Origin of the sequence: Psychromonas algicola (assembly GCF_004378355.1) — a bacterium.
In the GTDB taxonomy this organism is placed as follows: Bacteria; Pseudomonadota; Gammaproteobacteria; order Enterobacterales; family Psychromonadaceae; genus Psychromonas.
On record NZ_SNUB01000042.1, the window covers coordinates 1 to 22,507 of the forward strand.

The window sequence follows — 22,507 nt, forward strand, 5'->3', positions numbered from 1 at the left end:
TTGCTAAGTCGATACTAATTACGCTACATTTCATGTTGGTCACTCCATATTTAGATTGATTTGCTGAATACTTATCTATCTTGGCACATTGCGATGCCGTTTTGGAGTGACCATCTCAGCACCCACTCGTTGATCCCAAAAATATCAATGTGGATGTACCAGCTCCACCGTTTAAACTAATCCGAAATTAATAGATTTCTACATCTTTTGACAGGTTCATATATGTACATTGGTGAAGCATCCAAACAAACAGGCTTATCTATCAAGGCGATTCGATTCTATGAAGAACAAGGATTGATCATGCGCCCAGAAAGAAAAGGCAGGTATAGAGTATATAATAAAACAGATATAGAGCTTCTGACATTAATTAAAGAAGCAAAAGAATTAGGGATAACGTTATCTAAACTTAAAGGCGTCATTATTTACAGTAATGGCAAGGTTGATTGGAACAATATTAAAGTTTTTTTAAAAGATACGAAGAAAGAATTAGTTAATCAAATTGAAACTATCAACAAGAACATCAAAAGCCTTGATAAATGTTATAACCAAATAAATGATTGACTCTCCCCTAAAAGGGAGACGTAAGATACATCTCAAATAGTTAAACATTGGACAATGAGATGAGTAAAAAAGTATTAGTTTTAGTAGGAAACCCTAAGGAAAAAAGCTTCACAAACTCTCTGGCTGAAGCTTATGTCAATTCAGCAGAGAAAAATAATCAAGTACGTATAATAAAAATATCAGACTTGGAATTTAATATAGATCTTTCTTGTGGATATGATGAAGAATCATCAATGGAAAGTTCATTAAAATCATTTCAAGAGTCGATAGAGTGGTGTGAACATATCGTTATTTTGACGCCTATTTGGTGGGGAACGGTGCCTGCAAAGTTAAAGGGACTAATTGATCGAACATTTTTGCCTGATTTTGCATTTCAATATGAAAAAGGTAAAACAATTCCTAAAAAGTTATTAAAAGGCAGGACTGCTCGAATTGTAATGACGATGGATACTCCTCCATGGTATTACTCCTTATTTCAAGGGGCTCCAGCTATCAAGCAACTAAAAGGAGCAACACTCAAATTTGTTGGCTTTAATCCAGTAAAAACCCAAATGATTGGCCCTATTATAAGTTCATCGAAAGAGTCTAGAAAAAAATGGATTAAGAATATCTCTAAACTTGGACTTAACGCTAATTAGGAAAAGGTTTTAATATATAAATGAAAATTCAGCTTTAAATAGATGGTTTTAATACATTTGATCAGCACATAACAAGCAATAAATTGAAAAATAAATAGTCCATTTTACTGGGTGAAGATGACAATAACAGTCAGAATTAGCTGAACAGTATCACTTGGAAAACCAAGATGATGCTTTCAATAAGGCACATTGATTTGCGAAAGCCACTGATATTTGTATTCTCTTCTGTAATTATATTTTCTATTGCCAACTTTAATAACAAAAATACAACATCAGAAATACATGAAATATAGGCTACGTAATCGAGGATGGAAAATCCAAACTCCAAAATCTCTTAGCGCAAAAGTGAGGACACCTTAGGTGGCGAGCAATTTTTTTATCAATAAATGTTTCTGTGCGCTGCTATTGTTTTTATGCTTCGCTTGTAGTGCAAAAGATCAGAATAGTAGCAAACTTTCGAACCAGAAATCTCCAAGAGCAGACACGACAGCGCAAAACAATCATCGAGTGAAGAATATGAGTTCATTAACATTAACGATTTCGGCCCCTAAGCTCACTGTACTTGAAGGGTCTCCGATACCTATTATATTTACATTAAAGAACACTGGATCACGTGACATTAGTGTACACAGCCCGGATTCCCCTAGCACCTTTGAATATATTTTAAAAAGCGACGATGGGAAAACTATTATCGTATTGAGTGCAGAAAGTGCGCTATTAGGCCGTTTGGGTGATCGAATCCCACCGCTTCCTAGCAAATATGTTGTGTTGGCACCAGGTCAGTATGCTCAATATGAAGAAGATGTGATGACGTTATCCTTAAAGGCAATCCCAAGAGGAAAATATCGATTGTCTGTGGCCTATGAAGAAAACGAAAAGCGAGTTGAGTCTCCTGCAATTTCACTAAATATTCAATCGCTCAATGTCAATTTACTCGAGAACTATGCCAATAGTACTCCAGCGCCTAATCTATCGTCTATATTTACGCATATAGATAAAGCCAATAATGACACTTCCGTATTTCTCCGCGGCAGTAAAACAGATAATCCTGAAGATGGCGTTAATTATTTAGTTCATCGCTTCCCAACTGAAACACTCGACAGCCTTTCAATGGCAATTGAAATAGGTAATGAGCATGATTTTCAGTGGGTCGCTTGGCTTAGCAACGAGGTTCTATTTCAACAGATAAATGGCAGAGGGAAAACTTACCTCTCATTGGATGGCATTAGCACTCAATTGAGCGGTAGCGTGCTGTTTCCTCTTGGGTGGCAAATGAATGTTTCTGATGGCTGGAGTACTGCTGTATCAGATGTGTACTTTGCCGTATTGGGGTTTGATTCACATCGGAATTTAACCTTTAGTGTTTTGAAAAGCGACCCAGATAAGGGGGATGCTCATTTTTATCCAGTGTCACTCAATACATCCGTTCAGCCTAAGCAGTGGAAAGTTCAGGCTGTTTTTGGCGAAACTGGGCCAATCGAGTTTCATGTCGTTATTGAATCTTTAGATAACAAAGGACAATCTAAACTAGATTATTTTATCGTCGATCCGTTTAAAAAAGTGGTAAAGAAGCGATTAAACTTAAAGTTTAATGCAGGAAAAATAAAAGCGCTTTCCATGAGCCCTGTAATTAAAAACGACGTTAGTATTCTTGATCTTTTGATTGATGTGGCTCAAAAAGATTCGGAGATGATGTTTATGCGTTTTTCAGTGAAAGATGAAGAAGCGGATCCAATCTACAGTCATCACTTTACTAATTTGAGAGATGAAAAAGGTAATACTGCTAAGCAATGGACACTGCCATCTATTCCTTTACCCCATCCTATTGCTTTATCTTCGTTGGACAACAATATTGTTGCTGTCGAGCTTGCCGAAAACGCTAAAAAGACAATTGTATCTGAAAATCAATCCAGTCCAGATCTACTCAACATAGAGCGATTGGGTGATCAGATTTGGGTCATATGGTTTGAGAAAAATGTCGGATTTCGGTACGAAAAATTGTTGCCCAGTCCCCCTAAATAAAAGATACAAAACTTAATAAATTTGGACGGCCATTAGCCTATCGTAATAAAATCAATAGATTACGCAAAAAATTCAGTGAGTGTCCAAGTTTATTACTGCATTCAATTTTAAAATCAGTAACTACGCTTCATTAACAAGTCCCCACTCAATAGCTTGAGATTGATTTTCAAAAATAGCCATCGCTGTGCTCATGCGGTTGAATCCTAGTTTTTTATAAAAAGCTTCTTTACCCGGATATGAATACAAAATAATTTTTCTGTGCCCTTTTGATAACTCAACAAGTTTAGAAACAATACTTTTACCTAACCCTGATTGTTGATACTGAGGTAAAATAGCAACATCGCAAATATAAGAACAATCTACTCCGTCTGCCATGGCTCGACCAACGCCAACTAACTCACCCTTGCTGAAAAGAAAGCATTTGTACATGCTGTTCCCAAAAGCTATTTCAAGATCTTTCGGTTTTTTATCTCCCAAAGGTGCAAGTTTGTATAAATGTGATAACTCATTCCAATTAACGTTTTGTTCAGTGTATTGCCAATCTATATTCATTTTTTTCCCCTATAAAACTAATAGTTAACTCTATTGAAAACAGAAATGTAAAAATATTTATAAACATCTGTTACTTGCGCTCTACTTTTAATGAGTGAGAGGGTTTTTATTAAAACGATGGTAGATATACCAAGCAATCCAAAGAAAAGTGGTAATGCCAATAGCAGTAAAAACAGCTGGTTTAGGATTTTCCAAAGAACTTATCGAACCTGCATAGGTTGCAATTAACACATAAGGTACCGAGCTAATTAACCAAGCCAGAGAAAAGTGGACAAATGGCATTTTCGTCATACCTGAAAGGCAGGCTGATACTTCAGGTAAAATGGGCATTGCTCTGGATAATAATATCATCGCAAATCCATGATCTTGAAAAGTACGAATAGCATCGTTACGCTTGTCTTCATCTTTTAATAAAAAGCCGAGGATACTTTTCCCGTAATATCGACTTATGACATAACCACAAACACCCGCTAATAAAATACCAATTAAAGCAGCAATTGAACCCTGTGTATGCCCTAAAAAATACCCAGATAAAAGACAAATAGTTAACGTAGGCATTGCTATAAATAAATCTGCAAAAAGCAATATAGCAACAATACTACCAACATAAATAGGTGACAGTTCTGTTGCTTGGTTTAACCAATTTTCAATGTCACTTATTGTTAATAAATTCGTAAAGCTCATTAATACAAAAGTACTTGCGAATATTCCTGAAATAATTAAGAAAACCTTTAATAGTGAAATCATCTCATTCTCCTTAGTATTTTTTCATTATTTTTTTAGCGACGGATGGAACAAGTCGAAGTAATAATCGGAGTAATTTAACCTTACCTATATCATGTTCAAGCACATCTTCCTTCAAGCCTTTAATAATTATTTTTGAAGCCTCTTCAGCACTCATTTTGTTATTTCCTCTACCTGCAGTCATGCCAGTTTCAACTAGCTCTAAAAACGCTTGTTGAACTGATATATTGCTATTTTCGAGTTGATAGCGAAGTGATTGAGTGAAATTATTGAGCGCACTTTTTGTAGCGCAATAGATCGCAGATGTCGTTTTGGGTGCTAGTGCGAGTCCAGTATTTATCATCAAAATAGCGGCCTTGTTTTGATGAGTTAATGCTGGTAGTAGCAGATAAGTTAGGCAGCAGATGCTAGTAAAGTTAATCATGATTTCGTGATTAATGCTGTCATACTTAAATGCGTTATCAATAAAAGTAGGCGTGTACTGAACAGCTGCGTTGTTAATTAAAACATCAATTTTTTGAAATCTCTCAGTGATCAGTTTGGCGACGCTTTCTACTTCTTCAAGCTTTGATAAGTCAGCCTGATAAGTGATGACATTTTCAAATTCCTTAGAAAGTGCTACTAATCTATTTTCATTTTTTGAAATAACGATAATTTCATTGTTAGATTGTAAATACTTAACCATTTGATAACCAATACCAGAAGTGCCACCGGTAATGACGATGCGTTTTTTATTAATATTCATATGATTCTCTCCATTCATGTAAAATGGCTATACTAAGCATCTAGTAAAGAGCGATCATTAACCGAGGTTAAAACGATGGATTTTAATACATTATTTAAAAATGAAGGTGTCACTTTAAATAAGGAGAAAGGCGATCATGTGTTTATGCAGGGAGAGGTCGATGGCTCAATTTATTACATTCAATCTGGGTTATTAAAAGCCTATTACACCTCTGAAGATGGTAAGGAATCGGTAAAATCATTTATTGCTACCAATGATATTATCGGTAGCTTATCTACTGCACTATCAGAAAAAAATTGTTCTTTTAGCTTGATCTGCCTAGAGCCTACAACATTAATAAAAATACCTATTAGTAGGCTTATTGAGCACAGTAAAAAGGATTTAGAAATAGCAAATAGTATGATTGATGTTTTACTTAATTTATCGATAAAAAAAGAAATACGCGAGTATGAATTTTTGTGCTTATCTGCTGAAGAACGACTCAATAAACTGATGCAGTTGCAACCTCAGTTAATAGAAAAAGTAACCCAAAATGATTTAGCGCGTTATTTAGGAGTCACGCCTGTAGGATTGAGCAGAATTAAGAAAAGAATATTAAAAGGATAAATAAAGTATAAAAGTACTAAAAGTACTAAAAGTACGGAACATCCAAACATTGATCTCTAAAGCATCAATAGCTTAAGATAAACAGATTATTCAATGTGGCAGTAAGGTATTGAGACGTAATAATGAACATACGTAAATATTCACAACGAGATCACCAGCAGATCCTAGCGATTTATTCAGCCTCTAAACTGGATGAGCTAAGGTATGAAAACACTGCTTTTGAATTACTATCTCTAGATAAAGATAAAAAGCGTTTAGCTCAACTCGTTGAATCTGAGATATATATTTACGAAACCAATACTGTCATTGGTTTTTGTGCTTATTTTGGCTCAGAAATACGCGCGTTATTCGTCCACCCTAATGCTCGCGGCAAAGGTATTGGTGTTTCCCTATTAGAGTTCATGCTTTCTCATATCAAGGGTGAAGCCACACTTTATGTAGCGGCGTCTAATTACCCTGCTATCAACTTATATCAAAAATATGGTTTCAGAATCACATCGGAATTTCAAACAACCTATAACAAACAAAATGTTCTAGCCAATAAAATGGAGCAATTACTCATTAACGATTAACCTAAAACTAAACAAAAAAAATTTGGACATATATGGTCACTCTTTGTAAATCAAGTTTAGATTGATTTTTATTTATTATTTCACTGTCGATATTGGATAAGAAACTCGTCACCCTTTAACATTAAGGATTCAAAACAGATAAGTTACTGGCACGGTTGGAGGCGCCATTATTATGCTTTTATTTCAAAAAGAATTAATAGAAATTTACGAAAATGGTGATGATGAGTATAAAAAGATAAACGAAAAGATTTCATCTGATGTTGCCTACAGAAAGTACTCAATAGGAAGAGTATATGATGAGACTCCATTTTTTAGTGAAATCAATGAAATTCCAAAGGGTAATCTTTGTGATGAGATGAAAGGCACGGAAGCTGATTTATATATTTATGGCTACAGTAAAGAAAATAAGCTTTTATCCATCACACAAAAGACAAACCTGAAGAATGTTTTTTATAAAACCTTTTTTATTTCAAGGTCAGAATTTGGAGAGTTAAGGACATATAATTGTTCTGAAACGGAGTTTGAGTTAATTAAAATTTCATTTTTCTTCAATGGCTTTTCTCACCCATCAAAAGTTGAGAGCTATACAGAAAGAGCATTAGTTTTAGAAGAGTTTAAATATAGAGGTAATCTTATTGATGAAATTCATGTTGAGAAAAAGGAGCATTATACAGGAACTAAATCGAAAGACTTTTTCCAACTTTTTTATAATCAAGGTGAAGTGGATTATATAATTAAAAAGAACTCCGAAGATGATGTGTTAAAAAAGATTAAATTTGAAAATTGGGATATAGCAGTTGATGTTGATCGAATAGAAAAATTATTATTGGAGAATATACTTTACAGGCTATCTTCTTTGCCTTCTGAGGTAAAGGTTCACAGTGTAGGTTTAATTACCGACAATGCTTTAACTTCTCTGTCGTCTCCTATGCTAGCTATAGGAACTCTAGACGAATATGGCAATAAGATCCTAAATGTAAATAGCTTTAAACACTATGATGCAGAGAGTGTTGATATTGATTCGCCTGAACTTCAGTTAGAATTGAAAAATATAGGAACTAAGGAAGGTAAGAGCTTGATTAATGATATTTGTCATCATGTTTTGGAAGAACTATCTAGGATAGAGTTTAATCACTCTGGTATTGAGACAAAAAAGATAAGCTTCTTCTTGAAAGATGTATCCGAGTTATAATTTTTAAAGCAAGATAAAAAGTACGGGACATATATGGTCACTCTTTGTAAATCAAGTTTAGGTTGATTTTTATTTATTTATTATTTCACTGTCGATATTGAATAAGAAACTCGTCACCCTTCATTATTAGGTAGTGTTCAAGTGCAAACTTGAACTGCGATAATTTTATACCACTAATTACTGTATGATTTCCTTTACGTCCCAACCTTTAAGCTCTTCATCGGGATCGTTTTCCATAATATATTTTCCAACTGTTTTGTGAATAATTATCATGCTTGGTGATTCTTGTAGGCGAAATAATAATGCACCTTTCGCTTTTTCCGCATTAATAGCCAAGTCATCAAAATCATAATTACCAGGAAATGTTTCTGTATAATCTGAATTTGGTAAATCCGCACATGAAATTAAGTCCAATATATTAACTAAATAATAATTATCCCAAACAGTATCATCTATTTCACTTTTTATTATCGCAGGAAACTTCTGTAGATTATCTACACCAGCCTCTTCCAGTAAAGTAACAAACCTTTCTGACATAGCAGGAAACCCATTAGCCCAAAAATCAGGAAGTATCTCCCCTTCTGTTGCTTTGGTTTTAAAAACAAAAGGATTATCAACGGTGTCAGTTATAGCGGTTCCGTCAATCAAACAAAGTGTGCTTGGTAATCCATCTGGTCTTTCAATGCTACAATCAAAAAAAGTATCTATGGTTAATTCAAAATACATATATCAGCCTTACCGTTATCTATGTTTAAAAAGTATTTATGATGCAGCTTTCTAAGCTGATGCTTTGAAATTTAAACCGCACCGAAACAAATAAGTAAAGATAGTAACACGAAAAGGACAAACCTGTACTCATCGATAGAGGGATAAAACGTAATGAGATTAACTATGAATGGCTATTTTTGCAGGGAAACAAATTAAATACTTGTTTCCCTGAATGATATTTGTATGACACTAATTCTCTGTGAGATCTAAAAATCAAGTGGTTAACATAGCTAGCATGCTTAATTTTTAAGATATGACGGCATTAGCAATATCATTTATTTTAAAACTCTCTCTTGCAAGAGGTTTTATTTATTTAAAAGTAAGGATGATGGTTAATTATTCGCTTTGCTTCACCTTATCACTGGTTGAAAAGCCAAATGGTAAATAAAGAGGGCACCAACTTAGTAGCGCTGTAAACACTAACACTACTCCGACTACTCCCCACCAACTTAGTGACCAAGCACCTATTGCAATAAGTACCACTCCGACAATAATACGCAGCGTACGATCAATACCACCTACATTTTCTTTTATCATCTTAAATTCCTATTTTTTCCTAATCATTGTTAAGTTAGAAAAGAGATCTAACATTCGATATTTACAGGAGAACAGAATTTAAAACATCAACTAATAATTAATTTCTTGAACTAAATCTCAAACTATTTAATGACAAAGAGACCTAGATTATAAATAAAAAGCGAGAACGTATTGCATTGAAAAAAAGGCAATAAACTGAAGGCTGATTTTATTTCAAATAACAAACAACATTAACTAGAGCAACGCATTAAAAGTTGCTATTTGCTCAAGTAAAAAAATCAGTTACTCATAGCACAAGATAAACAACAACAAGTTGACGAATCTACTTTTAATCCGCAACATCACTTATACCAATCACGATAAATACCTGCAAATGAATTAAACGGCTCCAAGCAATGGGAATAAGCATGAAAAAAATAATTACTCTTTTAGCATTATTACTGGTCTCAAATAGCTATGCACTGAAATTAGAAGGCATTAATGGTATTGAAGTTTTGGCCATCAATGGGGAAAAGGTAAAAACGAGTATATTTACTTCGGAAAACAAATATGAGCTTAAACCTGGTTACCATCAAATAGTGATCAGATATTCAAAAGATTTTGATGATGGGGAAAACACAGCTAACAGTTTCCCTGTGATATTTAATATTGAATTACAAGAAGATACGAAGATATCAGTTGATGATTATAATCGACTCAGCAAAGCGGAGCGAGCAATCAAAGAAGGGCTTACTTTCCAAATTATCAGTGCGGAAAAACAATATAACGTAACAGATGCTCCACTATTAACAGAGAATGGATTTTCCGTATTCAGTAATATTGAAACTTTAATTATCACTTACAACAGAAAAAATAATATCACTATTACTGGTGGGAAAAATGATACACCAGCAACAATCGTTGGGATAACATCTAGTTCTGATACAGTCCAAGAGCAAATGAACTTATACCTACAATCGACACCTGAACAGAAAAAGGCTTTCCGTTTATGGTTATTAGAGCAGGATATAAAATAATAATTTATCGCTAATATTGTAAAATCGCTTAAAGAGCAGTTCACCGCATGAGTGTAGCGAACTGAAAAATCAAAGTTATATTCCTATAACTCCACTGCACATTTTAGTTCTGATTGGGTAAATAAAGGCTTAAAACTTAGATTAATCGCTTCTAAGTTTTTCCTGCCTGTACCTTCCCTATCAATAACACACAATACTGTTTCAACAATTGCACCTCTATTTCGCAATTCATTAACAGCATCAATAATAGCACCTCCAGAAGTCACAACATCTTCAATGATGACCAATCGCTGACCGTTTATATCTCCTCCTTCTGCTAATTTACAAGTGCCATATTGCTTAGCTTTTTTCCTTACAAATAAAGTATGACTACCTGTTTCTAAAGAGAGTGCTGTTGCAATGGGAATGCCACCCATTTCTAATCCTGCTAACTGATCGTAATTTGTAGGTAATAATATTTTTAATTTTTCAACAATACTTCTTAATATAATTGGATTTGCTTCAAACAAGTATTTATCAAAGTACTCTGTTGCTACCACTCCAGAGCGTAAGACAAACTCTCCCTTTATATTTGAAATATCGTAAATAGCTTTAGCTAAAGAAAATTTATTCATTATGAAGCCTATGTAGGTTTATCTGCTCTTTAAAATGTTCAGCTGATTTTCTAGCTGAAAACGCAAACTGTTCATCCTGCCCTGCGTAAATTATTGCTCGTGAACTACTTATTATTAAACCAGTGCCATTTTTAGTTTGACCAGCTTCCACTATTTCTTTGATATTACCACCTTGAGTTCCCACTCCTGGTACTAAAAAAGGCATATCACCATTGATTGAACGTATATTCTGTATTTGATCAGGCCAAGTCGCGCCAACTACTAATAAACAATTTTTGTTATAATTCCATTTTTCAGAGATCATCGTAGCAACCTTTTCATATAAAGGTCGGCCATCTACTAGCAAGTCTTGAAAGTCAGCAGCTCCTTTATTAGAAGTGCGACATAAAAAAATAGCACCTTTATCTCTGTATTTTAGAAATGGCTCAGCTGAATCGAACCCCATATAAGGGTTAATGGTAACTGCATCCGCACCATAACGCTCAAAGGCTTCAACAGCATAATGAGTCGCAGTACTGCCAATATCACCTCGTTTCGCATCAAGAATAATCGGAATATGTGGATAATTACTTTTTAAATAAGTGATTGTTTTATATAACTGTTGCTCGGCAGCTTGAGATGCAAAGTAAGCTATTTGTGGTTTAAATGCACAGACAAGATCAAAAGTTGAATCGATGATCGCTTTATTAAAAATAAATAGAGCATCTTTTTGGTTACGCAAATGCAGAGGTATTTTATTAATGTCAGGATCTAGACCGACACATAATAAAGAATGACTTAATTTCCATGACTTTTCTAACTTTTCTATAAAACCCATCACCTTTCCTTTTCAAAAAGTATCTTTTAAAAAAGATATGCTATTGCATTTATGCTTCATGATCAAGTATCTTTCACAAAAGATATAAAGGATGAACAATGGATCATATTGATAAAATTTTAAAACAATGGCAATTACAGAAACCTGAACTTGATTGTTCTGCCATTGCGATTATTGGCAGAATAGAACGAGCAAATCAATTAATTGAAAAGAACATTATACCAACCTTTCAAAAATACGAATTAAGTAACATTGAATTTGATATTTTAGCCACCATGCGTCGGAATCCAACTCCGTTAACTCCTACCGAACTATATCGTTCATTGATGCTGTCTTCAGGAGCAGTCAGCACAAGAATAGAAAAGTTGGTTAAGAGAGGACTTATTAAACGACAATATAATGAAGAAGATAGACGTAGCTGTAATGTAATATTAACGGATGCAGGAATTGAGCTTATTGATTCAGCTTTCAATGAGCACATTAACAATGAAAAACGTTTACTAACTCCGCTGACAGAAATAGAACAAACACAACTGGCTGCTTTACTTAAAAAATACCTGTTAGCAAATGAATAAAAGGTGCAGAAACAACCTACGATTTATATTACTTTTCAAACAATAAGACCTTCCTGAGAAAATTCATGAATACTGATACTTTGCTAATCTATGCCTTTGTTGCCTTCTTTTATATTATCAGTCCAGGTCCAGCTGTGTTCTTAGCTATTTACAACGGAGCGGTTAATGGAAGTAAGGTGGTGATGGTATCAGCTTTTGGTAATATTCTTGGTTTAATGTTTCTCTCAACATTATCGATTAGCGGCTTAAGTGCGATACTTCTAGCTTCTTCCACTTTATTCGCGATTGTTAAAATAACAGGTGCTTGTTACCTTATTTACTTGGGTTTCAAACAACTTTTTTCAAGTAAGAAAAGCACCAAAGAACAAGATAAAACCAATAATAACCGCCCTTTATTCTCTCATTTTAAAGAAGGCTTCCTTGTTGCGGCAACCAATCCTAAGCCTATACTTTTCTTTGTTGCTCTATTCCCACAATTTCTAGATACAAGCCATTCTATCGTTTCACAATTTATTATTATGACCGCTTTGTTTATGGCATTCTCATTTCTATCATTATCTTGTTATGGTTATTTAGCTCAAAAAGCAAAAGGGTTGCTATCAAATATTAATAATATGAAATGGTTCCACAGGATCAGTGGTGTGTTATTTATAGGCATGGGCACAAGTATTTTATTTATTAAAAATAGAAGTTAACTATTCAGCTTACTAATTAACATGCTTAATGTTAAACACATTACGACACGCTAATTACGTTCGTTCATAGCAATGGTTTTAGAAGCTTAAAGCTGTATTTAAACATAGATTTGTTTACGATTGTCCTTTCCCATATAAAGAGACACAAAGTAAAAAGCCTACTCTTTTCAGAATAGACTTTGGTATTTAAGAACAAACCTGAAAAATAAAAACTACATACTACCCGTTCACCACCATGTTTAACCATGCGAGCACTGCTGGCCCGAAATGCAAAGCGCAATAGATTAACAAGGCTAACATAGAGAATATAGCGACTATAACGCCCGCTATTTGGGCTGCAAATCTATCTAAGCCTAACAGAGCAAAGAACACAGCCACCACAAACGTAATTGGACTAAAAAAGATATAAAGTGCTCTTTCTTTGGTTGTCAGTTTTTCATTTTTAAACTCGCCTAAACAATCCTTACATACTGCAATGACATTTTCCATGCGAGTCTTATTTTCTTGTTCTTCCATTATAAGAAGCCTATTAACGATGAAATTGATTAATATCTTTAAGCCTAAAAAATTATGTAATTATTTTATTAACGATGTCATAAAGTTCGGTAAGTCTTCCGTTTTATAACAAGCATCGTGCTGCTCAATATCAGCTCTGTTCACTAAAATAGTACGCATTCCCAATGCTTTTGCAGTAGCAAGGTTTGATAATTGATCGTCATAAAAAGCGGCATCTGAAGCTTCAAAATCAAAGTGCTTACAAATAGTATTAAAAGCATGTGGATCTGGCTTCATTTTGTAACCCGTTAGCTCGACACTAAAAATACCATCAAAACAGTCATACAAATCAATATGCTTTAAAAGCCTTGTTGCATAAGGTAATGGTGAATTGGTAAAGACATAACGTGATTTCTTAAAGGCATGTAATGCATCTTTAAGTTGCGTTGCTTTTTCAACGTTATCTAAATTCACTTGATGAGAAAAATCAGAAAACTGCTTAAGGTCAACACTTGAATGATGCAGTTGGATCCCTCTTATAGTTCCACCATAACGTTGATAATAACTGTCACACAAGGCGTTAGACTCTTCAATAGAAATCGACAACTCATTACTAATGAAACGACGCATTAGAGGTGCAATTTGCTCTAAAATGGCGTTTTTAGGATGGTACAAGGTATTATCAAGATCAAATAGATGAACATCACGTTCTAATAATGGAGTCAAAAGGCTATCTCTTTATTTATCAGTAAACAGAGATACTATCATTATTCCTTCAAAATCATCAATGCGCAGCTAGGATCATCAACCTATTTTTAAAGCGATTCGTTATGCATAAAAAAGCCCCATTATTCAATATGTAAATAATGGGGCTAATTTAATATCTACTTTTAACTATCCATAGACTTAGTTTTTTGGTTCTTCAGCTAGCTCTTCCTCAATCGGGAAGTCTTGAATAATTGGATTATATTCTTCAGGGTATTCACCAAGGAATAAGGTTAGGAATACCACTGTTAAACCACTTGCCGTAATTGGTGAGCCTAATACGCTTTTGATAATCGCACCTAAATCACCACCTATATTTGCTGCCACCGTATTAATCACATCAGGCACTAATAACACACCTAAACCAATACCAAATGACACCGCTAACGTCAGCATATTCTTTCTGTTTAATTCTACGTGCGTCAGGATTTTAACCCCTGCAATAGCCACAGTACCAAACATGATCAGGGTTGCACCACCTAATACAGGATTTGGAAGCGCTCTAAATAATGCTCCAATATGTGGAAATAAGCCCATAATGACTAGGATTGCACCAATCCAAACACCAATATGTCGACTTGCAATCCCGGTTAATTGAATAACACCATTATTTTGGCTAAATGTTGTATTTGGGAAAGTATTAAATACGCCAGCAATCAATGAATTAACACCATCGCCTAAAATCCCTTGCTTGATACGTTTAAGGTATGACTCACCAGCAATCGGTTGTTTTGACACGATACAGTTTGCAGTAATATCGCCAGATGTTTCAATCGCAGTAATTAAGTAGATAAGCGCAACAGGAATAAATGCAGCTAAATCAAATGAGAATCCGTATTTGAATGGAATAGGCATACTGATGATATTTTCTACTTGGCCGATAGCACCGAAGTTTACTTTGCCCATCATCATGGCTGCAATCATGCCAACAATCATACCTATGATAATTGAAGATAAACGAACCCATTGATTACCGTATTTATGTGCCACAATAATAGTCGCCATTACTAACACACCTAAAAATAGGTTTTCGAAGCTAGCAAAAAATTCAGGCTTATTGGTTAATAACCATTGGCCACCCGCTAAATCAGTGAAGCCTACTTTGATTAAACTAATACCGATAATGGTAATCACAGTACCAGTCACAACTGGCGTGATAACTCTTTTTAATTTAACTAAAAATTGACTCACGGCGATTTCAACAAATGCGCCTAAAACACAAACACAAAAGATAAGTGATAATATTTCATCAGGACCGCCGCCATTACCTTTAGCAATAAAGCCTGCCGCTAACACTGAGCTTAGAAAAGCAAAACTGGTTCCTTGAACACAGATCATCCCAGCACCAACACCCATAGGTCGTTTAGCTTGGATAATTGTCCCAACACCCGACACCATTAACGCCATTGAAATTAGGTAAGGAATTTCACTGCCTAAACCAAGCACACCACCAATAATTAAGGTCGGCGTAATGATGCCAACAAAACTAGCAAGTACATGCTGTAACGCAGCAAAAAATGATTCTTTAGCGCCCGGGTTATCATCGAGTTTATAAATTAGTTCCGAAGGTTCGCTCATATTTTCGTCCTTTTGTTTTTAATACTTTTTAAATCCCAACCTTGTTTAATAGATAGGATCTGATAGCTCTTTTTCTAAAATAAGACGTCTTATAGATAAAATACCGACTGGAAATTATAAATAAGAATGAAATTTCTAAGAGACATTGATTGAAGATTGCAACTTACATACCAAAGGACAGCTTACGGTCGAGTTATCTCAAGATCGCTAAACAACGGGGTTTGATGGCAGTAAGGTGATGAAATTAACTAGGAAAGAATAATAAAAAACAAAAAAATGCGACATATTGGTGCAGAAATGTCTATTGAGGTGCTCAATAAATAAGCAGAAGAAAAGAAAAGTAAAAACCCTGCAACAATTTGTCACAGGGTTATCTGTTATTTAATTTTGCTGATACCAACAACGATGTTAATAAAACCACCCAACATACCAACAATCGCTTGCATTGGAACGCCACCTGTAATTGAACGGGTAATTTGAGCGCCAGCTGAATCGTATATGTTGTAACCCCATACAACCAACATCGCACCAAAAATAATTAGTATGATACCCAAAATTTTATTATTCATTATTACTCCAAAGTTATATAAAAATAGTTGAATTAACATGATACTTTTAAATCAAAACAATACCATCTTAAATACTAGATAAAGGCTAAAAGGATATCTCCAAAGCCCCAAACTGTAGTACCAAAAATCAACAAGATGCCTTCAATCAATCCTGCATTGAATTTTATTGAGCTCATTGACTCATCTGCTAAGGCTTCAAACTTTTCTTCTATATCCTGCAGCTCTTCATCTACAAATTTCGGTGCTACTTTTAATAAACGTAATTTCCGCTTTTTCTGCAATAATTCAATGCGTTTTCTGATTTCTAGCCGACTCAAAAACAAACGCTCTTCAATGATGCCTGAAAAACCTGAGATGATACCTAATACCACAATCAAACTGCCTGAACGGGATAGCCATTCTTTATCTAAAAAGTGAATAACTGAAAGGTAATAACCCAAACCCAATAATATCAAGGTGATAGTAATTAAAATAACATGATTACGTAGCGCATGAGTGGCTGGAAATAATAAAGTTAAAGCCATCGTTTTCTCTTAAATAAACAAACTAAACCAATAGAAATGAATCCCATAAAACCAAGCAAATAATAATAACCATACTTCACTTTTAACTCTGGAATATAGTCAAAGTTCATCCCATACAGTCCAGCTAAAAAACCCAATGGAATAAAAATAGCAGTGATCACCGTTAGTACTCGCATCGTTGCATTTAGTTGGTGAGAAGTAACTGATAAATAACCATTAATAAGATCGCTACAAATATCATAGTGCATTTGCGATAAACTCAATAAGCGCTCAATGCGTTCATGTACATCAGTCACTGTATGCAAGTCAATTTGATTAATAATAGGTGTTTCGTCAGTCACTAAGGTTTTTAATTCAGATCCAATATTACTGTGGTAACTGAATGTACGCTTTAACTTAGTCAACCTTGATTGATACAAGGTAATTTCTTGCATCATTTTATCGTCGCCACCCAGTTGGAATTTATCTTCAATAGCTTCTAATTTTTCTTCAAATTCAAAAAGCTTTTGTAGATAAATACCACAACTGTAATGAAAGATTCTTAAGGCTAAGGTGATTGGATTTTTAGTTAAATACTTCTCGCCTTCTGCACTAAATAATTTATCGATGGATAGTGATTTTTTCTCATGCGAGGTGATCACAATATTAATCCCAACGAACATGCTTATTTGTAGGTGTTGGAACAATAAATTATCTTCAGGATGATAAATGCCGCGATAAAGCATAAAGATATAATCATCGAATAATTCAATTTTGGGAGGATGGCGATCTCTTTGCGCATCGGTGATCGCCAAAGAATGGCAACCCAACTGCTTAAGCAAAACGCGCTCAGCTTCTTTTTCATGTGAATCGATATCAACCCATAAAAAACATTCTTGATTCTCACGCCACACAGCAATCAGCTCTTCATTACCGTAGCTACATGATTTATCAGGATGCACAAGCATACATCTAATCATCACACCTTCCTTCTTATATGATTTATTAATAAGTCTTATTATTACACAAATAATTTAATATGAAGGTTTTTGTGAATGAGTGAAATAACACTAATACCAACAAAAGAATAAACCTTGCTCTATTTCCTCCTTAACAAATACCTCTCATCATATTTAATGACCTACGTCATTTAAATGATATTAATTTTTAACTTATTAATGATTTAAACAAAAAAATAAAATAGCATGTACTAAATTAGCCTTTACTAAAATAAGCAGAGTGAGAATATGGATATTAAACTAAGCTGGAAAAAACGCTTCCTATGGATCCCACCAATAATTTTAGGAATATTAGTTATTATTTTAGCGCCTTTGGTCAAACAAGCGCCACCTCAAAGTACCAAAACACCTTCAGCCAAAGTAGTTCGTATTATAAAAATGCAGCCTCGCTCGATACAGCCATCAGTTACTGGATATGGGTATATTCAACCTGCGAATGATTGGCAGGTACAATCAGAACTTTCAGGAACAATAAGTTGGATTGCAGATAATTTAGGTAATGGCTCCCTTATCAAAAAAGGTGACGTTGTACTTAAAATAGATCCAACGCCTTACCTATTAAGCAAAGCACAATTACAAGCGCAACTTGATGTAGCAGAAATAAAAGATAAAACGATTCAAGCTTCTATTAAAATCGCTCAACAAGATTATGATTTACAAAAAAATGAATTGGCACGTTACGAACGCCTTAGCAAAGAAGGTAATATTTCAAAAACAACAAGAGATAACAGTGAACGTGCTTTTTTAAATAGCCAACAACAATTGCAAACATTAAAAAATAATTTACTTATTAATTCAGCAGAACAAAAAGTGCTTAGTAGCCAACTTGCTATTATTGAGCTAGACCTTGAAAAAACTGTACTACATGCTCCTTTTGATGTTCGTTTAGTGGAATTCAATGTAGGGTTAGCTGAATATGTTAACCGTGGAGAGTTATTATTTAAAGCGGATGGCTTAAATGCGGCTGAAGTCAGTGCACAATTTCCAATAGGAAAAATGCGCCCACTAAGAAAATCCGCTCAACAAAATACGTTAAACACTGGGCTACATTCTGAATTACAAGCAACAGTTGAGTTACAAGCAATAGACAAAGTAATCAGTTGGCAAGGTAAAGTAGAGAGAACCGGTGGTGTGCTGGACACGCAAACTCAAAGCCAAAGTATTGTGGTACGTATTGATGACCCTTACCAAAAATCTTCTCCTGGAGAACGACCACCTCTTATCCGTAATACTTTTGTTAAAGTCACATTAAAAGCACCAGCCCTTAACAAACAATTGTTATTACCCATTACGGCTATTCATAACAATCAAGTTTATGTGCTTAGTGAAGATAATAAGTTACAAATCAAAGATATTGACGTGGACTTTGTACAGCAACAAGTTGCCGTTATTCGTTCCGGTTTGTCTGCTGCTGATAATGTAATATTAAGTCCATTATCTCCAGCGATCGAAGGGATGAATTTAAAAGCAATGCAAGATAATAAAATGTTGGATTGGTTAGAGCAAACAACAGGCTTCGCGATAGACAAAACGCCTCAAAGTGGTGGCTTACTATGATAGCTTACTTTGCCAAGCACCCTACTGCGGCAAACGTGATCATGTTTGCTATTTTAATTCTCGGTATACTTGCTTTACCACAATTACAAAAAGACACTTTCCCTGTTACACCGACCAAAAATGTTGAAATAAAAATAGGTTATTCAGGTGCTTCAGCTCAAGAGGTAGCACAAGAAATATGCGAACCTCTAGAGGAAGCATTGGACGGGTTAAGTGGCATTAATGAACTGCAATGTGATGCCAGAGAAAACGTGGCAATTGCAAATGCTGAAATGGCTTCAGGCGAAAATATCGATCGTTTTACTTCTGATATTCAACAACAAGTTAACTCCATTACAACTTTCCCTGATCGTGTTGAAGATATTAGTGTCACTAAAATGGATCGCACTGCGAATGTAGCCAGCATTGCGATTACAGGTAATATGTCTGCACAAGATCTTTACGCTTACGCACAACAAGTTAAACAGCGCTTCAAAGCTCACCCAATGATTGCACAGGTGACGGTACAAGGCTTTTCAAGTCAGGAAATTGAAATACGTGTATCAGATTGGCTACTCAAGCAATATAACATCAGTATTGCTGATTTAGGTCGCTTAGTCGAACAGCAAAGTATCAGCTTACCTGCCGGTTTACTCAGCAACCAGCTAGAGCAAGCTAACGTGAGATTTAATCAAAAAAACACAACTGAGCAACAATTCAAAGATAGCATTATCAAAAGCAGTACTTTAGGTACGCAATTACAACTGGGCGATATCGCTGAAATACAACAAAAATTCACTTTAGCAGAAGATAAAATACTCTTTAATGGTGAACGAGCGGCACTCTTAGAAATATCTAAAAACTACAATCAAGATTCATTAAAAGTTCGTGATGCTATTCAATCAATGTTAGTTAAAGAGCAAAAAATTGCTCCCGAAGGTTTACATTTAACCGTTACACAAGATGTCAGCGTTAATATTACTGAACGGTTACGCATACTCGTTAATAATGGTCTACAAGGGTTAGTGTTAGTTTTTCTCGTGATGTGGGCTTTTTTTAACATTCGTTTTAGTTTCTGGGTTGCAATGGGCTTGCCTGTTTCTTTCCTCGGCTCTATTTTTGCCATGCACTTATTAGGTTATACCATCAACATGATGACCATGGTGGGGTTAATCGTCGCTATCGGTTTGTTAATGGATGATTCATTAGTCATTGCTGAAAATATAGCCGCCAAAAGACAAGTTGGTTTATCCGCAGTTGATGCCTCTATAGAAGGGACTAAAGAAGTATTGCCTGGTGTAATATCTTCATTTGCTACAACCATGATCATCATTGTTCCTTTAATGTTTTTAAGTGGAAAAATGGGGGATGTGTTACGTTATATTCCAATCATATTGTTAATTACCTTATTGGTTAGTTTGATTGAAGCGTTTTTCATTTTACCTTCGCATTTATCCCACAGTAATTTAGAAGTCACACCGAATAAAATCCGCACTTGGTTTGTTTCTCTGTTTGAAAAATTAAGAGATAAAGTGATCGTCCCTCTCTCAAGTAAAGCAATGAAATCTCCTTACCTGAGTCTAGGCACTTTATTCATGGTTGTATTAATATCAACAGCAACCATTCCAGCAGGGTTACTTAAATTCAAGGCCATGCCATCACTTGAAAGTGATACATTACAAGCGCGTATATTCTTACCTCAAGGTAGTTTATTAACGCAAACAGACGATGCAATTAAAAAAGTGACTGATGCACTCTTTGAAATAAATGACGCGTATCAAAAACAATTCCCTGACTCTGACCCTTTAGTGAATAGCTACTCCGTTTTATATAATGTCAATGTTGATGCACAAGAGTCTGGACCACATTTAGCGACAGTTAGTGCTGATTTATTACCCGCTCAATATCGTCAAGTTAGCATTAAAAAGTTAATACAAGATTGGAAGAAAAAGGTTGGTTCTGTCGCCGATGTGATCGCACTAAATTTCACTGATAAAGAACGAGGACTTGCAGGGAATGCTATTGATATCCGTATTCAAGGTGACTCTCTTGTAACACTCAAAAATGTCAGCTGGGAATTGCAAAAATGGTTTAAAAAATACGACGGTATTTTTAATCTTTCCGATGATTTACATTACGGTAGAAATGAATTCAATATACGCTTAAAAGATAATGCCGGTGTGATGGGAGTCAGTGCAACTCAAGTCGCTTCAACATTGCGCGGTGCATTAAAAGGTAGCACAAGTCTAAGCATTCAACATAAAGGTGAAAGTGTTGATATTGCAGTTCGTGTTGATAAGTTTACCCAAGATGCAGGCCTACAAGACTTGCAAGATCTTGCCGTCACTGCTTCCAATGGTCAACTTGTCCCACTGTCTAGTATTGCTGAATTTGAACAAACAAGAGCATTTTCTCGTATTCAGCGTGTGAACGGTGTTAATACTATTACTGTTACCGGAAATATCGACGTTAATGTGGTGAATGCTCGAGAAATTATGATCGCATTTAATAAGGATTTTGTAGTTAAAGCACAGAGTAAATATCCACAAGTAAGCTTTATATCTCAAGGTCAGGATAAGGAAAGCGCAGAAACCGGAACTTCATTAGTTCAGTTTTTTGCAGTAGGTATTGTTGGTATTTACCTTATTCTAACCTTCTTATTTAAAAGCTATTCGTTACCTATCGCAGTAATGCTCGCGATACCAATGGGGTGGATAGGCGTAGTTTGGGGACACCTATTTTTAGGCCTAGATTTAACGATCCCTAGCCTTGTAGGTTTTGCAACATTAGCAGGGGTCGTTGTGAACGATAATATTTTGTTAGTCAATTTCATTAAAGAAAATGTCGACAAAGGAACTGACTTATTAGAGGCATGTAAACGTGCGGTGCATGATCGATTTAGAGCAATCTTCATTACCTCCTTAACCACCCTTGCAGGTTTATTACCTTTACTGAGCGAATCTAGTACGCAAGCTCAGTTTTTAATACCATTAGTTGCAAGTATTGCCTTTGGTTTAATAGCAACCACACTATTAGCATCAATCGTCGTACCTAGCGTCATTATGATATTAGATGATCTGGGAATCTTCCACTCCCCATCTCGCTTTGATGGCAGCTAGGTTATAGCAACTAAGTAAGCACTTCACTTGATCTGTAGATAACGTTTTTCCAAGATTCGTAAACCGCTGTGATTTTACGAATATTCTTATGTGATATTTATCATTCCTTATAATAATATTTTGTAATCATTGAAAAAATTAAGTCCCGGTGTCCCGTCCTGAAATAGGTTGACGGTTTTAATGGAAGGCCAGTAGCTCTTGCTCCTGGTCTTTTTTATGCACTTGATTTGGGGTTTTCATTCCCAAACTCATATGCGGTCGCATTTCAT

24 protein-coding genes are annotated in these 22,507 nt (G+C 35.1%); 11 read left to right on the plus strand and 13 right to left on the minus strand.

The window, feature by feature from the left end; translation table 11 throughout:
- Positions 1–222 precede the first annotated feature (222 nt).
- The 3 genes from E2R67_RS15190 (at position 223) to E2R67_RS15200 (ending at position 3,221) form a co-directional block, all read left to right on the plus strand.
- Entirely contained in the window at positions 223–561 is a 339-nt protein-coding gene (locus E2R67_RS15190) for a MerR family transcriptional regulator (protein ID WP_134291798.1), read from the plus strand.
- Between the two features lie 59 nt (positions 562–620).
- The gene (locus E2R67_RS15195) at positions 621–1,199 is read left to right on the plus strand and encodes an NAD(P)H-dependent oxidoreductase (protein WP_134291799.1); all 579 of its coding nucleotides are present in this window, start codon (positions 621–623) and stop codon (positions 1,197–1,199) included.
- A 516-nt stretch (positions 1,200–1,715) separates the two neighbouring features.
- Positions 1,716–3,221 carry a hypothetical protein gene (locus E2R67_RS15200; RefSeq protein WP_134291800.1) on the plus strand — a complete coding sequence of 502 codons (1,506 nt, stop codon included), beginning with the start codon at positions 1,716–1,718 and terminating at the stop codon, positions 3,219–3,221.
- Positions 3,222–3,341: 120 nt separating this feature from the next.
- On the opposite strand, the gene E2R67_RS15205 is transcribed toward E2R67_RS15200, so the two are convergent.
- The 3 genes from E2R67_RS15205 to E2R67_RS15215 all read right to left on the minus strand — a co-directional run bounded on the left by E2R67_RS15205 (position 3,342) and on the right by E2R67_RS15215 (position 5,262).
- Positions 3,342–3,773 (minus strand): GNAT family N-acetyltransferase, encoded by a 432-nt coding sequence (locus tag E2R67_RS15205; RefSeq protein WP_134291801.1) that lies wholly within the window; start codon positions 3,771–3,773, stop codon positions 3,342–3,344.
- 87 nt (positions 3,774–3,860) lie between these two features.
- Positions 3,861–4,520: a TVP38/TMEM64 family protein gene (locus E2R67_RS15210; protein WP_134291802.1), complete on the minus strand. Its 660-nt coding sequence runs from the start codon at positions 4,518–4,520 to the stop codon at positions 3,861–3,863.
- Between the two features lie 10 nt (positions 4,521–4,530).
- A complete protein-coding gene (locus E2R67_RS15215; RefSeq protein WP_134291803.1) occupies positions 4,531–5,262 on the minus strand; it encodes an SDR family NAD(P)-dependent oxidoreductase in 732 nt (243 codons plus the stop codon).
- 75 nt (positions 5,263–5,337) lie between these two features.
- Here E2R67_RS15215 and E2R67_RS15220 point away from each other — a divergent pair, with 75 nt between their 5' ends.
- From E2R67_RS15220 to E2R67_RS15230, 3 genes are all read left to right on the plus strand, one after another.
- Positions 5,338–5,868 (plus strand): Crp/Fnr family transcriptional regulator, encoded by a 531-nt coding sequence (locus tag E2R67_RS15220; protein ID WP_134291804.1) that lies wholly within the window; start codon positions 5,338–5,340, stop codon positions 5,866–5,868.
- A 122-nt stretch (positions 5,869–5,990) separates the two neighbouring features.
- Positions 5,991–6,440, plus strand: coding sequence for a GNAT family N-acetyltransferase (locus E2R67_RS15225; protein WP_134291805.1), 450 nt, complete (start codon positions 5,991–5,993; stop codon positions 6,438–6,440).
- Between the two features lie 172 nt (positions 6,441–6,612).
- Complete coding sequence (locus E2R67_RS15230) at positions 6,613–7,632, plus strand: hypothetical protein (protein WP_134291806.1); 1,020 nt, start codon at positions 6,613–6,615, stop codon at positions 7,630–7,632.
- A gap of 177 nt (positions 7,633–7,809) precedes the next feature.
- Here the strand turns inward: E2R67_RS15230 and E2R67_RS15235 are convergent, their stop codons facing one another.
- Both E2R67_RS15235 and E2R67_RS15240 read right to left on the minus strand, forming a co-directional pair.
- Positions 7,810–8,358, minus strand: coding sequence for an imm11 family protein (locus E2R67_RS15235; RefSeq protein ID WP_134291807.1), 549 nt, complete (start codon positions 8,356–8,358; stop codon positions 7,810–7,812).
- A gap of 378 nt (positions 8,359–8,736) precedes the next feature.
- On the minus strand, positions 8,737–8,937 hold the full coding sequence (locus tag E2R67_RS15240; RefSeq protein WP_243837039.1) for a YgaP family membrane protein: 201 nt from the start codon (positions 8,935–8,937) through the stop codon (positions 8,737–8,739).
- Positions 8,938–9,344: 407 nt separating this feature from the next.
- Between E2R67_RS15240 and E2R67_RS15245 the strand changes: the two genes are divergently transcribed.
- Positions 9,345–9,953 (plus strand): DUF2057 family protein, encoded by a 609-nt coding sequence (locus tag E2R67_RS15245; RefSeq protein ID WP_166739405.1) that lies wholly within the window; start codon positions 9,345–9,347, stop codon positions 9,951–9,953.
- Between the two features lie 83 nt (positions 9,954–10,036).
- Here the strand turns inward: E2R67_RS15245 and pyrE are convergent, their stop codons facing one another.
- Complete coding sequence (gene pyrE / locus E2R67_RS15250) at positions 10,037–10,567, minus strand: orotate phosphoribosyltransferase (protein WP_134291809.1); 531 nt, start codon at positions 10,565–10,567, stop codon at positions 10,037–10,039.
- Entirely contained in the window at positions 10,560–11,384 is an 825-nt protein-coding gene (pyrF, locus tag E2R67_RS15255; protein ID WP_134291810.1) for an orotidine-5'-phosphate decarboxylase, read from the minus strand. The genes pyrE and pyrF overlap by 8 nt, the downstream gene beginning before the upstream one ends.
- A 98-nt stretch (positions 11,385–11,482) precedes the next feature.
- On the opposite strand from pyrF, the gene E2R67_RS15260 reads away from it, so the two are divergent.
- Together E2R67_RS15260 and E2R67_RS15265 are read left to right on the plus strand one after the other, a co-directional pair.
- On the plus strand, positions 11,483–11,959 hold the full coding sequence (locus E2R67_RS15260; RefSeq protein WP_134291811.1) for a MarR family winged helix-turn-helix transcriptional regulator: 477 nt from the start codon (positions 11,483–11,485) through the stop codon (positions 11,957–11,959).
- Positions 11,960–12,024: 65 nt separating this feature from the next.
- On the plus strand, positions 12,025–12,654 hold the full coding sequence (locus tag E2R67_RS15265) for a LysE family translocator (RefSeq protein WP_134291812.1): 630 nt from the start codon (positions 12,025–12,027) through the stop codon (positions 12,652–12,654).
- A 219-nt stretch (positions 12,655–12,873) separates the two neighbouring features.
- Here the strand turns inward: E2R67_RS15265 and E2R67_RS15270 are convergent, their stop codons facing one another.
- From E2R67_RS15270 to E2R67_RS15295, 6 genes are all read right to left on the minus strand, one after another.
- Positions 12,874–13,170: a hypothetical protein gene (locus E2R67_RS15270; RefSeq protein ID WP_134291813.1), complete on the minus strand. Its 297-nt coding sequence runs from the start codon at positions 13,168–13,170 to the stop codon at positions 12,874–12,876.
- A gap of 60 nt (positions 13,171–13,230) precedes the next feature.
- A complete protein-coding gene (locus tag E2R67_RS15275; protein ID WP_134291814.1) occupies positions 13,231–13,875 on the minus strand; it encodes a pyrimidine 5'-nucleotidase in 645 nt (214 codons plus the stop codon).
- A 180-nt stretch (positions 13,876–14,055) separates the two neighbouring features.
- On the minus strand, positions 14,056–15,492 hold the full coding sequence (locus tag E2R67_RS15280; protein ID WP_134291815.1) for a uracil-xanthine permease family protein: 1,437 nt from the start codon (positions 15,490–15,492) through the stop codon (positions 14,056–14,058).
- A gap of 377 nt (positions 15,493–15,869) precedes the next feature.
- On the minus strand, positions 15,870–16,061 hold the full coding sequence (locus tag E2R67_RS15285) for a DUF3185 family protein (RefSeq protein ID WP_134291816.1): 192 nt from the start codon (positions 16,059–16,061) through the stop codon (positions 15,870–15,872).
- A 74-nt stretch (positions 16,062–16,135) separates the two neighbouring features.
- Entirely contained in the window at positions 16,136–16,585 is a 450-nt protein-coding gene (locus E2R67_RS15290) for a hypothetical protein (protein ID WP_134291817.1), read from the minus strand.
- Positions 16,576–17,544, minus strand: coding sequence for a magnesium transporter CorA family protein (locus tag E2R67_RS15295; RefSeq protein WP_134291818.1), 969 nt, complete (start codon positions 17,542–17,544; stop codon positions 16,576–16,578). Before E2R67_RS15295 ends, E2R67_RS15290 begins: the two co-directional genes overlap by 10 nt.
- A 267-nt stretch (positions 17,545–17,811) precedes the next feature.
- Between E2R67_RS15295 and E2R67_RS15300 the strand changes: the two genes are divergently transcribed.
- The gene (locus E2R67_RS15300; protein WP_134291819.1) at positions 17,812–19,140 is read left to right on the plus strand and encodes an efflux RND transporter periplasmic adaptor subunit; all 1,329 of its coding nucleotides are present in this window, start codon (positions 17,812–17,814) and stop codon (positions 19,138–19,140) included.
- The gene (locus E2R67_RS15305) at positions 19,137–22,238 is read left to right on the plus strand and encodes an efflux RND transporter permease subunit (protein WP_134291820.1); all 3,102 of its coding nucleotides are present in this window, start codon (positions 19,137–19,139) and stop codon (positions 22,236–22,238) included. Before E2R67_RS15300 ends, E2R67_RS15305 begins: the two co-directional genes overlap by 4 nt.
- Positions 22,239–22,507 lie beyond the last annotated feature (269 nt).

Coding starts and splice junctions, on each gene's coding strand:
- E2R67_RS15190 (WP_134291798.1), top strand. CDS start 223: ATGTACATTGGTGAAGCATCCAAACAAACAGGCTTATCTATCAAGGCG.
- E2R67_RS15195 (WP_134291799.1), top strand. CDS start 621: ATGAGTAAAAAAGTATTAGTTTTAGTAGGAAACCCTAAGGAAAAAAGC.
- E2R67_RS15200 (WP_134291800.1), top strand. CDS start 1,716: ATGAGTTCATTAACATTAACGATTTCGGCCCCTAAGCTCACTGTACTT.
- E2R67_RS15205 (WP_134291801.1), bottom strand. CDS start 3,773: ATGAATATAGATTGGCAATACACTGAACAAAACGTTAATTGGAATGAG.
- E2R67_RS15210 (WP_134291802.1), bottom strand. CDS start 4,520: ATGATTTCACTATTAAAGGTTTTCTTAATTATTTCAGGAATATTCGCA.
- E2R67_RS15215 (WP_134291803.1), bottom strand. CDS start 5,262: ATGAATATTAATAAAAAACGCATCGTCATTACCGGTGGCACTTCTGGT.
- E2R67_RS15220 (WP_134291804.1), top strand. CDS start 5,338: ATGGATTTTAATACATTATTTAAAAATGAAGGTGTCACTTTAAATAAG.
- E2R67_RS15225 (WP_134291805.1), top strand. CDS start 5,991: ATGAACATACGTAAATATTCACAACGAGATCACCAGCAGATCCTAGCG.
- E2R67_RS15230 (WP_134291806.1), top strand. CDS start 6,613: ATGCTTTTATTTCAAAAAGAATTAATAGAAATTTACGAAAATGGTGAT.
- E2R67_RS15235 (WP_134291807.1), bottom strand. CDS start 8,358: ATGTATTTTGAATTAACCATAGATACTTTTTTTGATTGTAGCATTGAA.
- E2R67_RS15240 (WP_243837039.1), bottom strand. CDS start 8,937: ATGATAAAAGAAAATGTAGGTGGTATTGATCGTACGCTGCGTATTATT.
- E2R67_RS15245 (WP_166739405.1), top strand. CDS start 9,345: ATGAAAAAAATAATTACTCTTTTAGCATTATTACTGGTCTCAAATAGC.
- pyrE (WP_134291809.1), bottom strand. CDS start 10,567: ATGAATAAATTTTCTTTAGCTAAAGCTATTTACGATATTTCAAATATA.
- pyrF (WP_134291810.1), bottom strand. CDS start 11,384: ATGGGTTTTATAGAAAAGTTAGAAAAGTCATGGAAATTAAGTCATTCT.
- E2R67_RS15260 (WP_134291811.1), top strand. CDS start 11,483: ATGGATCATATTGATAAAATTTTAAAACAATGGCAATTACAGAAACCT.
- E2R67_RS15265 (WP_134291812.1), top strand. CDS start 12,025: ATGAATACTGATACTTTGCTAATCTATGCCTTTGTTGCCTTCTTTTAT.
- E2R67_RS15270 (WP_134291813.1), bottom strand. CDS start 13,170: ATGGAAGAACAAGAAAATAAGACTCGCATGGAAAATGTCATTGCAGTA.
- E2R67_RS15280 (WP_134291815.1), bottom strand. CDS start 15,492: ATGAGCGAACCTTCGGAACTAATTTATAAACTCGATGATAACCCGGGC.
- E2R67_RS15285 (WP_134291816.1), bottom strand. CDS start 16,061: ATGAATAATAAAATTTTGGGTATCATACTAATTATTTTTGGTGCGATG.
- E2R67_RS15290 (WP_134291817.1), bottom strand. CDS start 16,585: ATGGCTTTAACTTTATTATTTCCAGCCACTCATGCGCTACGTAATCAT.
- E2R67_RS15295 (WP_134291818.1), bottom strand. CDS start 17,544: ATGATTAGATGTATGCTTGTGCATCCTGATAAATCATGTAGCTACGGT.
- E2R67_RS15300 (WP_134291819.1), top strand. CDS start 17,812: ATGGATATTAAACTAAGCTGGAAAAAACGCTTCCTATGGATCCCACCA.
- E2R67_RS15305 (WP_134291820.1), top strand. CDS start 19,137: ATGATAGCTTACTTTGCCAAGCACCCTACTGCGGCAAACGTGATCATG.